Origin of the sequence: Pseudomonas sp. FW305-28, from assembly GCF_017351395.1 — a bacterium.
In the GTDB taxonomy this organism is placed as follows: domain Bacteria; phylum Pseudomonadota; class Gammaproteobacteria; order Pseudomonadales; family Pseudomonadaceae; genus Aquipseudomonas; species Aquipseudomonas fluorescens_AA.
Window position 1 is genome coordinate 59,993 of record NZ_JACNDD010000007.1, and the last position, 13,734, is coordinate 73,726.

9 protein-coding genes are annotated in these 13,734 nt (G+C 55.7%); 3 read left to right on the forward strand and 6 right to left on the reverse strand.

Annotated features, from left to right (window positions below):
- The first annotated feature begins 541 nt into the window (after nt 1-541).
- The 3 genes from J4E53_RS03325 to J4E53_RS03335 all read left to right on the forward strand — a co-directional run bounded on the left by J4E53_RS03325 (nt 542) and on the right by J4E53_RS03335 (nt 2,827).
- The gene (locus J4E53_RS03325; RefSeq protein ID WP_103308924.1) at nt 542-1,522 is read left to right on the forward strand and encodes an integrase domain-containing protein; all 981 of its coding nucleotides are present in this window, start codon (nt 542-544) and stop codon (nt 1,520-1,522) included.
- The gene (locus tag J4E53_RS03330; RefSeq protein WP_103308917.1) at nt 1,519-1,785 is read left to right on the forward strand and encodes a hypothetical protein; all 267 of its coding nucleotides are present in this window, start codon (nt 1,519-1,521) and stop codon (nt 1,783-1,785) included. The genes J4E53_RS03325 and J4E53_RS03330 overlap by 4 nt, the downstream gene beginning before the upstream one ends.
- 106 nt (nt 1,786-1,891) lie before the next feature.
- Nucleotides 1,892-2,827 (forward strand): restriction endonuclease, encoded by a 936-nt coding sequence (locus tag J4E53_RS03335; protein ID WP_103308916.1) that lies wholly within the window; start codon nt 1,892-1,894, stop codon nt 2,825-2,827.
- A gap of 257 nt (nt 2,828-3,084) precedes the next feature.
- Here the strand turns inward: J4E53_RS03335 and J4E53_RS03340 are convergent, their stop codons facing one another.
- The 6 genes from J4E53_RS03340 to J4E53_RS03365 all read right to left on the reverse strand — a co-directional run bounded on the left by J4E53_RS03340 (nt 3,085) and on the right by J4E53_RS03365 (nt 13,281).
- Complete coding sequence (locus J4E53_RS03340; protein ID WP_103308915.1) at nt 3,085-4,188, reverse strand: HNH endonuclease; 1,104 nt, start codon at nt 4,186-4,188, stop codon at nt 3,085-3,087.
- Entirely contained in the window at nt 4,181-5,839 is a 1,659-nt protein-coding gene (locus J4E53_RS03345) for an AAA family ATPase (protein ID WP_256587176.1), read from the reverse strand. Before J4E53_RS03345 ends, J4E53_RS03340 begins: the two co-directional genes overlap by 8 nt.
- A gap of 104 nt (nt 5,840-5,943) precedes the next feature.
- Nucleotides 5,944-7,878, reverse strand: a complete 1,935-nt coding sequence (locus tag J4E53_RS03350; RefSeq protein WP_103308913.1) for a restriction endonuclease subunit S — start codon at nt 7,876-7,878, stop codon at nt 5,944-5,946.
- Nucleotides 7,875-10,328, reverse strand: a complete 2,454-nt coding sequence (locus J4E53_RS03355; protein ID WP_103308912.1) for a class I SAM-dependent DNA methyltransferase — start codon at nt 10,326-10,328, stop codon at nt 7,875-7,877. Before J4E53_RS03355 ends, J4E53_RS03350 begins: the two co-directional genes overlap by 4 nt.
- A 20-nt stretch (nt 10,329-10,348) precedes the next feature.
- Nucleotides 10,349-13,081 carry a DEAD/DEAH box helicase family protein gene (locus J4E53_RS03360; RefSeq protein ID WP_103308911.1) on the reverse strand — a complete coding sequence of 911 codons (2,733 nt, stop codon included), beginning with the start codon at nt 13,079-13,081 and terminating at the stop codon, nt 10,349-10,351.
- Nucleotides 13,078-13,281: a helix-turn-helix domain-containing protein gene (locus J4E53_RS03365; protein ID WP_103308910.1), complete on the reverse strand. Its 204-nt coding sequence runs from the start codon at nt 13,279-13,281 to the stop codon at nt 13,078-13,080. Before J4E53_RS03365 ends, J4E53_RS03360 begins: the two co-directional genes overlap by 4 nt.
- Nucleotides 13,282-13,734 lie beyond the last annotated feature (453 nt).

Genomic DNA, 13,734 nt, shown 5'->3' on the forward strand with positions numbered 1-13,734 from the left:
TCATGGCCCTCGTGCGCCAGACAACACCTCCTACTTCGCTGCCCTGCAGCAACCTATCCGCTTGGCCGAATCTTGCGCCAACCTGAGCCCGTCTCTTTCTCCTGGAAAGAGACGGGCGCTTCTTGCACTGCTGCAGCCCTCATCGCATTTGGCTTTGCGGCAACTCCCCTCGTGACAATCGGCGTGACAAACGCCGATGTCACCAGCAACAGCGATGTAGATGATGGTGCTGCAGACCAAGGAATGGACTGCACCTGACTGACGGTCAGGCGTGCCCCGGTCATCGCACCGCTGCGTTCACCCGGCTCAGGATCTCGCGGCACTGGTCTCGTCAGCCAATGCAGCCTCCACCCGCCCACCGGTAACGGTGCTCAGGAGGCCAGATCATGAGATGCCCTTGCTCCCGGTCGTAAGGAGCCGCCAGTCCCGCGTTAGTGGACATCCCCACAGGCCGCAGGGGCCTTGATCCCTGATAACACTCAGCATTCTTGGCGGGATGACGTGGGGCGAGGGTCGGAGAACAGGCGATGAGGTGACCGACATGGCATTGGTGGGTAGACGCGATGGTCGTAATTTCGGTTACGGCAGGCAGTTGAGCTATGCAGGACCGCAGGCGCTAAAAGATATGTTCGGCTGTGGCCACTACGGCACGGTTAAAGCGCACTGTGATCGGTGGCTGGCATTCGTGAAGTGGTGCCGCTCCGAACAGGGGTCCGGTATCAATGATGCGCGGCAGATTGATCGGAAGGTGTTGGCCGACTACGCGGCGTATCTGCGTGGCGTGGTTAGGCGCGGTGACCTCGCCGTCAGCACCGCACAAAACCGGCTATCCAGCGTTAATAGGACCATGGCGGCGCTTCGCGGTGATCAGTCTGTGAAATTGCCCAGTCCAAGCAAGGTATTGGGTATGCAGCGAACCGGGGTTCGACACTCGGTGCCTCAGGGCCAAGACCGCGAACAGGTTAAGCAAATTGTCGATGTGCTTTGCAGCCATCATCAACTGCGGGTCGCCGCGATTGTTCTGTTGGCGCGAGCCACTGGCATGCGCTTGCGTGAGGCCATCTTGGCTGACCTGCCACGGCTAAGCCGTGAGTCTGAAGACCTAGGTAGGATCAACATTCAGGACGGCACCAAAGGTGGTCGCACCGGAGCGTCGGCGCCACGCTGGATTGCGGTCGACGACCATATTCGAGGTGCACTTGGGTTTGCACGGCAGGTGTCGCCTGCGGGGAGCCGCAACCTGATTGCGCCACACGAAAGCTACCTAGATGTTCTGCAAGAAGTGATCCGTCCTGCACGGGCCATCCTGCATGCACACAACCTCAGAGGCTTCCATGAACTACGGGCGGCGTTCGCGTGTGAGCGCTATGAGCAAATCACCCGACATCGCGCGCCTATCAACGGCGGCCAATGCTGCAAGTTAAATCGGCACCTTGACCGCGAGGCTCGGAGGCAAATCAGCTATGAGCTGGGGCACGGGCGGATCGACGTGGTCGCTGCCTACATTGGAGGGTGCGCATGAGCAAGTCATTCGACATGGAGCTGTTCTTGTCTGCGGTGTTGACGGGCTCGCACGCAACTCGACAACGTCATGTACGACAGGCGAAAATCATCCAGGCTGAGATTGCAGAGCGCTGGCAGCGAGAAACGCCTTGGACTTGGCAGCGGAAGCATGTGATTTGGTTCCTCGAAAAGCGTCTAGCCCGGCGCAGTAATGCAACGCGCTATTACTACCTCCTAACCCTGCGACTGCTCGCTCGTCGCTTAGAAAAGTCATGGGTATGAATATGGTAGGCAGCGCGTTGAGATCAGCAATTTGGCTCACTAAGACAAAGCGCAGTCGCTGAGCTGCTACGTTGGACTAAGCCTCTAACCAAGAAGAGAAAGAGCCATGTCAGTCCCGACCTACGATCAGTTCATAGAGCCCATCCTACGTTTTCTCGCCACACATCCTGACGGTTCAACCGCGAGCGAGGCTCACGAAGCCGCCGCCATGTCTCTTGGCCTGAGCGAGTCACAGCGGCAGGAGACCATCGCAAGTGGCCAGGCCACCTACAAGAATCGATCAGGCTGGGCGCATGATCGGCTAAAGCGTGCTGGCTACTCCAGCAGCGCCAAGCGTGGTTACTGGCAGCTGACCGACACCGGCCGCGCATTCGCCCAGGAAAACCCGACCCCATTGAGCCCAGAGCAAGTCGAGCACCTAGCTGTGAACTTCATGAGCGTGAAGCTGAAGACAGCACCGGACGCCGCCTCGCTGGATGAAAGCGGCGACACGTCAGAGCCTATTGCCAAGACCGACCTCGCCACTAGCAGCCCGCAGGAGCGCCTAAACCAAGCTATCCTTGAGCTGCGCACCAGCGTCGCGGGAGACTTGCTGGACAATTTGCTGCAAGCCAGCCCCACGCGCTTCGAGCACATCGTACTCGACGTGCTGCACAGCCTGGGCTATGGCGCGAACCGGCAGGCTCTGCAACAAGTCGGCGGCAGTGGCGACGGCGGCATCGACGGCGTGATCTCGCTGGACGCACTGGGGCTGGAAAAGGTTTACGTGCAGGCCAAACGCTGGCAGAACACTGTTGGGCGTCCCGACCTACAAGCGTTTTATGGCGCCTTGGCCGGGCAGAAAGCTAAACGCGGTGTATTCATTACCACCTCCGGCTTCACCGCCCACGCCGTTGACTTCGCGCGCTCGGTCGAGGGGCTGGTACTGATCGACGGTAAACGCCTGGTAAACCTGATGCTCGACCACGAGGTGGGGGTCAGCTCGCAGCTTTACAAAGTACCCAGGCTCGACAGCGACTACTTCGACGAATCGCTGGGCTGAGCCGACGCTCGACAGCACAATTCCATTTCGCCACCATGGCCTCGACAACCTCGCAGGCCGTCGGCGTCCTGCACCTTTCGACCGCCCACCCAATGCCAGTGAGGCCCTATGAAAGCCCGAGATGCCAACCTCATCGCCAAACGCTACCAAGCACGTTAACAAGCGTTCGACGATTTGCACGCGCTATTGCTGCCTTTCTTCCGCCGCACTTAAGCGCCACACAGCACCGCTAAACAAATCACGCCGGCTATATGGAGTTAATTGACTAGTGCCAACTCAGAGTGCCAAGCAGCTAACCGCGTTGGCTCCTGCAAAGCAGCAGCCAGCGCTTGATACACTTCGTAATGAGGCTCACCGACGGCAAGGTTAATCTGCCACTGCTCGACGTAAGACTGAATTTCGACTGGGGTGTGGCGAGCTTGTGCGCTTTGTAGCCGACGCTTTTCCTTACGTATCAATACATCCTGATGCTTGGCATATTCCGCCTTGAATTCGCGCGACCACCGGCTGGTTAGATTGAGTAGCGCGTCTAGCTTGTCGGCTTTTGGCTGATCAGCAGGAGTGGTGGCGGAGCAACGCACAGATAGCTCAGGTAGCACGTACCCGAGCTGCAAAACCCCATTCCCAGGACGAAAATATGGGTGAAACCAATCAGTAAAGCTGCCAGCGGAATGCACTGGTTTGTCGCCCTTATTCGGAGCCTCGTTGCAAGTGCTGCAGATTAATTGCAGGTTGTCCTCACATATGCTGAGTAGAGGAAACGCGCTCTTGATGATCCAGTGGTCGACGTGCGGTGTGTCGCCAAGCGGGCCGCCGCACAACACACAAATCTCACGTGCATAGGGGGCAGGATTAAGCCGGTGCGCATTGCGGAAAGCGCTTACATAGTCGGCATAGTTCACGCCACCTGCAGCAGTGGGTGCGCCATTGGGAAAATAGGGCAAACCACTCCTAAACCCCTTTTTGTAAAAACTTTCCATCAGGGTTTTGAACGCAAGCCAGTCAGACTTATTCGCAATTGGGCGATTGATTGGCCAGGGGGTGGGCGCTGGCTGAAACTGCGTTGCAAGCGCCGTGACAGTCTGTATCCAAGCGACCAACGCTACCTTCTGGACTGGCGGCATAGCCGCCACAGTTTGTGCCCGGCTCAACAGCGATTGGCCAGCGTCAACGCACTGGAGAAAGTCCCATAACCAATCCGCCTCAATCGCGCTGGCCAGAACCGGAGGTTGTAACGCCTGATGACTAATGTGAGCGCCTGTGGTCGTAGGATCGCACAGCCACAGCGCAAAGCGCTGCATCAACCGCTGGCAAGCGGCCAGCGCGGGAGAACATGAAACACGATAGATTGGTTTAATCATTTTTACCCCGCCAGCTGTTAAGCAGGGTACGCAACTCACTGCGATAGAAGCCCGAACCCATCCGGAGAATTAGATGCTCCAAATCTGCCATTTCAGCAGGTGTTCCGGTGGCTTGCCGAAGCTTGCTTTCAATAAATTCTTGGGCACGTTTGCCAATGCTGTCATCGGCACCGAATACTGTCATCATCAACGCGCTCGGGTCGGTGGCGAACGTCGGCTCGTCCACGCTGCGCACGGAAGAGCCTTCCGAAGTTTTTTTCACCATCACGATCTCGTTGTTGAACACATCAGAGAGCACGATGGCAGAGTGAGTTGAAATTAATACGTCGTTTGCGGTATCGCCAATTGCGTCATCAATGATGTCAACAATCTCACGCTTCCATTTGTCGTTGAAATGGGTTTCTGGCTCATCGAGCAATAGCAGCGCATCCTGCTGCCCTTTTAACAGGTGAAACAATGCCATCCTGCCAAGGAACATCTGCTCACCGTCTGACATTTCTTCATATCGAAGCACACCGACATCACTTGCTGTGGCGCTCGATATCGCATCTGGCGCTGGCGCTCGGCGCATCCGTAGTTGCACATCCTCAAAAAGCTCAGCGTCTCTCAGCGTCAGCAATCGCTCAAACAATTTGAAAGGTGTAGCCGACTCACCGCCGAGCAAATGCAGGAGGGCTTGTCGCTGCGTTTTACAGATGTTTAGATCGTCGTCACCCGTTTGCACGGGTAGCGTCCGCGCATCAAACTGCCCGCCCATATCGAAGATCACGGTTCGTCGCAAATCAGTAGGGTGCGGCTCGGCTATTACCTCCCCTGCGCATAGCCACCACTTTAACGACAAATCCTGAATTTCCTGTCCCCACTCCTTCGGCAGAAAGCGTCCCCGAAACGCGATGGTCACAAGATGGTCACACGCACCATCCGACAGCAGTTTTGCGAACCCGTCGGTTTGCTTACTTTCATTGTGAGAGTCAACCGCAGGTCGCGAGCGTGACAACACGACAGCGAGTAACGCGCACTTCAATAGCGTCGCGTCTAGCAGTATGGGTCGCCCAGCGCTGTTGATGCGCCTCTCACGCTCAATATCATCCGCCTCAAGCGACGCGCCATCTTCCGCGTTATTTTTTGCAGGCGAAAGCGCTCGCTCAAGCGCCATAGTCCATCCTGGTGGGCGCTCATCATTTACTTCTTGGCTGTTCACCTCGGCAGCAGACACGCCATCTTGATTGCGCCCCCAGACAGAACGCCAGGGGCGAATGTCACCCGTGGTGTACGCCAGCACGGCTGATGGCATTGCAATCCCAGGCGACTGGGGCCACGTGCCAGGTAGTACGAACGGCTCTAGTTCATACTGTGAAAACATCTCGGGGTCCCGCATATCGGCCGCGCGAATGCGCATCACAGCAGCGTCAAATGCCTCCACGCTCGTATCGTCTGGCCAATAAAAGCCCTCTCTCATCCAGATGCTTGCTTCGGACTTTCTGCCAAAGCAATCGACTAAAAATGTTCGGTGACCTTTCTCGCCGCGCTTCCCCAGTTCATAGATAAGGCTCACAGGAAACGGCGGTAGGCGTTCGTCGGCTAAAGCGAGGAACACCTCCGCCACCGCACGTAAGAGGTTCGACTTTCCACTACCGTTGAGTCCGATCACGAAACGTATTGCGCAATCGCGCCCGAGCGGCGAGCCGCTGGCGAATCGCACTCGGAGCTCAGATATCGGCGGATAGTTTCGCAAGTGCAAGTATCGAAGTCGCACTATGCAATCTCCTCCACGGTCACCAAAATCGGCGCGACGCCCAATCGCTTCGCGAGATCATCGCGTAGCGCATTAAGGTCAGCATAATGACGGCCCTGATCGATCCACTCAGTTCGCGAGTGACCATACTCGTCTTCGAGCTGTGTGACCTGAAACATTTCGTCAGCGCCCGCCCGCGCGGACGTTTCACGGTCAAGGGACGCTCGAAAATGGTAGGACACGTCGGCCTCATCACCAAAGCGCGACACGCGCTTCAATGCAGAGATGTCGTCCAAACGCGTGCGCTCGTCTTCCCGCAGCGGACGAAACGCCTTATGAAAATTGTCGCTGTTGGTTGCGACGTCGCGGCGAAGAATGCTGACCTGAGCAATCAACCCCAAATCAGCCAGTACACCGAGAGCGCGGCCGACTTGGTTCGGTGACCACTCCAGCCCGCCAAGTGCATCGCGAACTGCATCGCTATCGCAGAAAGCCGCGAAGTCAGAAGTATCCTCGGTGAACACAGGATGAAACTCATACCTGCTAAACCCCTTCAGGACGCGGCGCTGGAATTCGCTGAGCTCGGCGAGTAGCCAATGGCGCGCGGGGCGCACTGTGATATCGGCTTGTGCAAGGAAGCTGGTTTTGGCGGCAGCAGTCAGAGAGACCTTTGCTCCGTGTTTGCGTAGTAGCGCATCACGAACCTTGCCAGCCTCGACGATTTCGTCCGTATGAAGTGCTCGCCATTGGGCAGTCAACTCTCCAATCAAGGCTCTCTGAGTAATGATCTCCTGCAATTCAGAATACAACTCCAGCTTGCTAAGCATCTGTGCTCGCAGTAGCTCAATTTTACGCACGAACTTAGCGAACGCCTCTTGAAGAAGCAGTGGTGGAAGCGGCACTGTTATTCGCCCCAAGCCTGTCGGGCTTACGTTCGCCATGCTGACAGCCTGTTTGGCCGAATTCAAAAGACGATATTTCCCGTAGGCACTGTTTAAAGTCGCCCAAAGGTATTCCGGCAGCATTTCTGGCTTTAAGCGAAAGCGTACGAGGTAAGAAGCAAAGCTGTATGTGCCGGCAACAGGGCGCCAAACAGCACATTTACCGACCAGCTCCTTGGAGTTCGTCCGGTTGAACAGAAGGTCTCCATCTCGCAACTCGGTAGAACTGATGTCTTTTTTCGACAGACTGGCGTACTTGAGGTTTGACAGGTCTATCCAGCCACTGGTGGTGATGCTGTTCATACGCAACACCGCGTGCGTTCCAGTCTCACCCATGGCTTCGGATACTCCGTACTGGGAGTCCGCCACGTAGTCGCTAATTCGAACGGGATCAATCAAACCATCAGCAGTGAACCATTTACCAAAGTACTCCCAGTAAGCCGTCCGAACTAGGTGGTCAAATTGATCGCTGATGGATTTCTTGGCCTTAGCCACTACCTCCGTCTGCCGCAGCACGTCGACGATTCGCTTCTGCTCGGGGAGTGTAGGAAGCGGGATCTTCACTCGAGAGAGGAAATCAGGCGGTACCCGCTGCAAGCCTCCTGTTCCCACAAACGCAGCTGCGGCCCGATCACGAAAGGCTTTCTGCCGAATAAAACTGAAAACATATTCAGGAAGTACGACTCCGGTCGGGCGTAGTACATGAAACTCTGTGGACCCAAAGCCCAATCCATTTTCAAGATCGCGTGCGACTGCGGCTTTCCCGTTTTCCATACAGGGCGTAACTTTCGCAAATAGCACGTCGCGCTCACGAAAACTCGTATAACCCTTGGCAACCTCTGTAAACGAACGGGTTTCTGGCTTGCTGATAACGCCGCTATCTTCATCGACAGCGGACATAGGCACAAAAGTGACGGTGGTACCGTCATTGGGTCGATCTTCGGCAAGTAGCCTAGGGTTGAGCTCGCAAACATCTGTTAGTCGAGCTTGCTCCCACGTTTCAGGCAAACTCATTCCCGCCCCTCCACCATCGCTAGCAACTTGTCCAAGCCATTGATGATGTCTTGCTCGGTGGTTTTGAGTGTGCCGATTAACTCAGCTACACTTTTGTCGCTCTTAAGTTGGGTGAAATCAAAAGGCTTGTACTGCCCAGCGGACAGGTTCCACTCACGTGCCTCAATACAGTCCGGGTCGAGCAAGCCATCCTTGAGTGCGCCCTTGTCGTCGTAAAGCCCATCGGCCAACATTGCTTGCACGTAGCTTGGGCGCACCCAGCCATCGGCATCGTGTGAGCCTATGAGCTGACCATCTTCACTCTGCCATTCGTCGTTGCGCGCCCAGTCACGCACAGGCACCACCCAATGCTTGGCCGCGCTGAGCTCAGTGGCCTGATCAATAGCTAAGCTGCGCAGGGTGACGTCGAAGCCGTCGAGTTTGGCGACTTCGCGGGCCGTTTCAGTCAGCTTTTCTCCGATGTCATGTACCGCCATGGCCTTGGGCGGCTGATTGCCTCGCAATAGGCCCAGCACATAGACGTCGAGTTGGACCTCAGCGAGTGCTGCCTTAACTAAGTCTTTCCAGATCGAGAGCGCTGGAGAGTCTTCTTTTTCGAAAAAGGCCTCCATCTCACGGGCCAATCTCTTGAATTCCACCTCAAAGGGCTTAGACGCTTTTTTCCAAGCATCAATGAGTTCGGAATCGGTGGTTTCTTCGGCAAGGCGTGCGCTAATCGTGGCATTCCAGGCCTTTTGTGCAGCTGGGGTAAATACCTGAATTGCCAATTCAATCAACACTCTCCCAGAGGCTGACCGCACCTTCTCTTCAGCCTCTTTGGGATCGGCAGGAAGCTCGGGAAACAGCTCGCGAATACTCCACACCTGACCGTCCCACATACTGGTGTCGGCTAAAGCTGAAAATGCCTCACCAGCAGGCGTAAGCTTGTCGGCGGTATCGCGCAGCAGGGCCTGACGCCACCGCTCAGTGTAGAAGCGGGGTTGCAACAGCGTTTTCTCATTGAGCTGCGCGCCTGAGCGTCCTTGAGAAATCCAGGCTTTGAACTTTTCAAGCGCATCCCACAGGTCGTTCTGTTGGCCAGGACGGGCACTGCGCTTGGCATCTTTGGAGTAGCCGTCTTCCTCCACTTCATAAAACCAGACGTGTTCACTGAATGGTGTGGCGTTGCTGGGCAAGGTTTGTTTGTTGTCACGGCGTGTGACTTTTCTGAAAATCAAGACGGAGGTCTTAACGCCGGTGTAGGGCTGAAAGACCCCACCTGGAAGAGAGATGACTCCCTCCACCACGTGCTCGGCAAGGAGCTCGCGGCGCAGGCGCACGTGAGCATCGGTATTACCGAACAGGACGCCCTCGGGAATGATCACTGCGCAGCGGCCACCAATATCCAGCAAGTCGAGCATCAACCATAGAAAGAGAAGTTCACTCTTATTGGTGATCGTGTCCCCTTTTTTCTTGCCGCCACCGCCGACACGCGGAAAAAGTAAGGTATCGGGCTCAAGATCGCCGCTGTCGACCGTACCGGTAAAGGGTGGGTTGGCCAACACGAACTGGTAGCTGCCTGGCTCCAACAGCTCCTTGAGCTTGGCCTTTCCTTCGCGCTTACTGAGTGAGTCGCCTTGCAGCAAATGCGGGTCGGTGACGTCGTGCAGCACCAGGTTCATCCAGCCGATGCGGGCCATGGTCCGGTCGTTATCCAAGCCGACGAAATTGGCTCCGTTATGGATAGCGGCGTATTGCTCAGATGTTGCCGCAGCGCCATCGGTACGATGTGGAGTGCCATCCCATTCGAGCACAAGGTTTTCTTGCGCTGAGTATTTGCGCATCAGATGCTGCTGGGTACTAAACAGGAAGCCACCTGTTCCGGCGGCAGGGTCGATGACACGTTGACCAGGCTCGGGGTCGAGCAACTCCACCATAAACCGGATCAGATGACGTGGGGTGCGGAACTGGCCATTCTTACCCGCCGTAGCGACTTCGCTGAGTAGGTACTCAAAGGTGTCGCCCATGATGTCTTGGGCAGCAGAACCCTCACCAGCACGCGCGAAGAGTTGGTCGATAGCGTCAATAGCATCCGACAACACCTTGCCTTTGTTAGGATCGAGCTGAAAGTAAGCATCAGCCATGCGGTTATTCAAGCTGGCCAGCTCAGTACCGTCAGCGCTAGTGTTGGTGAAATGTTTTTCGAGCTCGCGGAGCCAGGGAAACACTATGTCGATTAGGTGATTCGGATTGGTTTTTTCATGGCGGATGTAGCTCCACCTACAACCTTCAAAACCAGTATAAATTGACTGAAAACCACGCTCTAGCCGCTTGAAATCTATGTCTTCCAGTCGTTTAAGAAAGAGTAGATAGGTGATCTGCTCGACTGCCACCAAGGGGTTGGTGAGGCCGGCAGCCCAGAAACGGTTCCAGAGTTCGTCGACTTTTTTCTTGATATGAGGGGCAAGCATTCAACAGTGTCCTTGATGGATCAGGCAGTCTCATCCAACAAGTTGTTGGTGAGATTGATGAGTTCGTCGATGTCTCGCGACGGAAATAGCGTTTCCACGCGCCCTACACGCGACAGCGGAGGTTCGTTGAGTGCAGCGCGGGTAATGCGCCCATGGCGCAGCACAGCAGCCTTTACGGCCCGCAGGAAGTTGAGTTGGTTGGCACGCAAATAGCCGTGTGCGGCAATGAACGCATCGAACGCGGTACTGATGCGCTGCTCTCGGTTAGGAAGGTGCGCACCTTCGCAAAGTATATGGCGCAGGAAGTCGGCCAACGATGCGGTGGGAGCCTCAAAGGCCTTGCGCAAGGTGTCTTCGGTGACGAACAGATCAGCCTGGTTCAGCGTATCGCTGATTCGCTCCAAATCGTCATCGCCCAAATGCTCACCTTGCTTGAGCTTGGCCAACTCAGGAAGCTGGTCAGCCAATTGGCGCACCAGCGCCTCTACCTGCTCGCGATAGCTTTCGGCAAAAGCACCTTCGCCTGTGGGGCCGTAGATGATCCAACTGCGCTGGGTAATGCTGTCCGGCAGGTTAATTTCAACCGTGCGGCTGGGTGTTGTAGTACGGTAACGCATCAGCGGGGCAAACACGGTTTGCAGTGTGAGCAAACGCGCCATATCCAAGTGCTGCCAGAAGCCGGCCGACTTAATCCAGGCACGTTGTTCGGCCACACGCTGTACCTCAGGTATGTTTTCGGCCAGACTTTCAACCGCGTCGTGAATGCGCACACGCACTTTAGCCTGTTCGCTTGCATCACCTTTAAGCCAAGCCACTGAGAGACGCTCGCACCAAATGCGAAATTGAAGTTCATCCAGGCCAGCTAGTGGAGCTAGTCGCATCAGTGGGGCGATGACTTGCGACAGGTGTTCAATTGCGCTTTGACTGGGCTTTGGCCACTGCGCTGCCAGCGCATCGAGCTTGTCCCAGTGCGGACGGACATGGATGCTGTGACGGGGCAATGCCTGCAGCATCGCCTGCAGATCGGCAATGGTGGCTTGTGTGTCTTGCTGCTGTGCTTCCAGGAGTTGCCACTTTTCAAGCTGCAGTCGGAACAGACGAACCGGTAGCGGTTCGCTGGGATGGTCGACCTCGCCGTCGGGTTTGAGCTTGAAATACGCGAAATTTTTCCAGTGGTCGATGATCAAGAAATCTTTCTTGATCTCACCGGTGGCCTTGTCGGTATGCAGCCGCGTGCCGCGCCCGATCATCTGCCAGAACTTAACCTTGCTAAATACGGGCTTCGCGAAGACCAGGTTTTGGATGGCAGGCACGTCTACGCCGGTATCGAGCATGTCCACCGATATAGCCACACGCGGCATGGTGCGGTACTTGAAATCATCCAGCGTCGCGTCAGCGCGCTCCATATGGCTATCGATAATTTCAGCCATGCCTTGGCGCTGCAGCTCAGGATACAGACGGTTAAATCCCTCGTAGAGCCGCTTTGCATGGGCGTGGCTGACGGCGAAGATGATGGACTTGTGTGGTAACCCGCGCACATCTTTGCGACTCTTATCCATAAACTCTCGCACCATGGCGTCGTTGGTGCCTTGGTTTATGATTCCCTTTTCGATGTCGCTGCCGTCGAAGTTGAGCTCATCAAGCTCCACTCCTTGATCGCGAGCCATCTGTTTCAATGGCTCGGGTAGTGCGTCGCCCTGGATACCCTGAAGTTGAAAGTTGGTTTGTGCATCCAGCACGCGGTAGTTAACTAGGTTCTGGTCGGCAATCGCTTGCTCGTAGCTGTAGTAGTAGCTGGGCGCGCCGTCGCCGCAATCAAACAGCTCGAAGGTGTTGTGATCGATATAGTCCGTGGGGGTCGCGGTCAGCCCGAGCTGGATGGCGTCGAAGTGATCGAAGACGGCCTTATATCGTTGGTAGATAGAACGGTGGCTTTCATCGGCCACGATCAGATCGTAGTAACCAACCGACAGGCGCCAATAAACTTGCATCATGCTGGGATAGGTCGAGAACTGAATGCGTGCACCGGAGGTTTCGCCGGACTCGATGCGAGCCAAACTCTCGTTAGGTAAGTGAGACTTGAACTCCGACATAGCTTGGCGCACTAATTCCCGGCGGTCGGCCAGGAATAGGACTCGCTGTATGCGCTTTGATCGCAGCAAAGTATCAACAAGGGCGATGGTCGTCCGAGTCTTACCTGTGCCTGTAGCCATCACCAGCAGGAACTTACGCTTGGCCACATCTACACCTTCAGTGACACGCCGAATGGCTTCGTTCTGATAGTCGCGCCCTGCGATCGCGGCGTTGATGGTGACACCGCCCAGCGGCTGAGCAAACTGCCGCTGATGGCGCAGTCGCTCTAAGTCGTCTCGCGTGTAGAACCCCGAGATTTTTCGGGGCGCATAGCGTTCACGATCCCAGAATTGAATCTCTTTGCCGTTGGTGAGGAAAATGAAAGGGTCCTTACCGAATTTGGCGTTGATTGCGTCTGCGTAGTCAGCGGCCTGACGCTTTCCAGCAAGCTCATCACGCGATGACCGCTTGGCCTCGACTACAGCAATCGGATAACCATCTGAACCGAGAAGAACGTAGTCAGCAAATTGCTCATTGCCATAGTTGCCGGCAGGCTCGGCTGTTTTGAGCAAAAATTCTTCGACAAGAGTCCGCCGACTCTGAGACCAGCCAGCATGAGCAAGCTGAGAGTCGATGACCTGAGCTCTTGTTTGCGCTTCATTGTGGCTCGGAGTAGTCATTGCTCATTCCCTGAGTTTTGGTGCTCGTCTGCGCCACCCGCTCGCACCCACTCATCGACCTCAGATAGCTGAAACTTCCATAGACGACCAATTTTGTGCGCCGGCAAAGCCTTACGCTCGCGCCAGCGATACACTGTGTCTTTGGCCACCCCCAAGTGAAGGGAAACCTGTTCAGCAGTGACCCAAGGTTCAGTGTTCATTATGGTTACGCTCAAGCTTAAGCAGCCATAGTCGTTTAAAGTCGGCTGAAGTCTATCAGCATGAAGGACACTGCTGTAGTGATTCGCCAGTAAAAACGGTGAAAAGCGCTGCGCCTGGGAGCGGGATTCAGAAGAACCACCCACCCACCTTCTCAAGCAGCCCCATCAGCAATCTCCAAGAGCTGCTGATGCTCGTCGACCAATAAGAGACAGGTCGCAATGGACTGAAGGCATAATCACGGAGTCAAGAGGCGCCGGAACCGTAAGCACATTCACCGAGCGCTCCGCTGGCAAGAAGCAGGTCAACATCCTGCTATCCATAATCTTGATCGCCCGACTCGACCCGCTAGCCAAGCAGCACGGCGTGTAACGCGATCAAATCATTGAGGCCCTGATGAGCAGTAATTCTGACGCTAGCGTGCCCCATCAAGTCGATGAAGGAGGTTCCGCAAG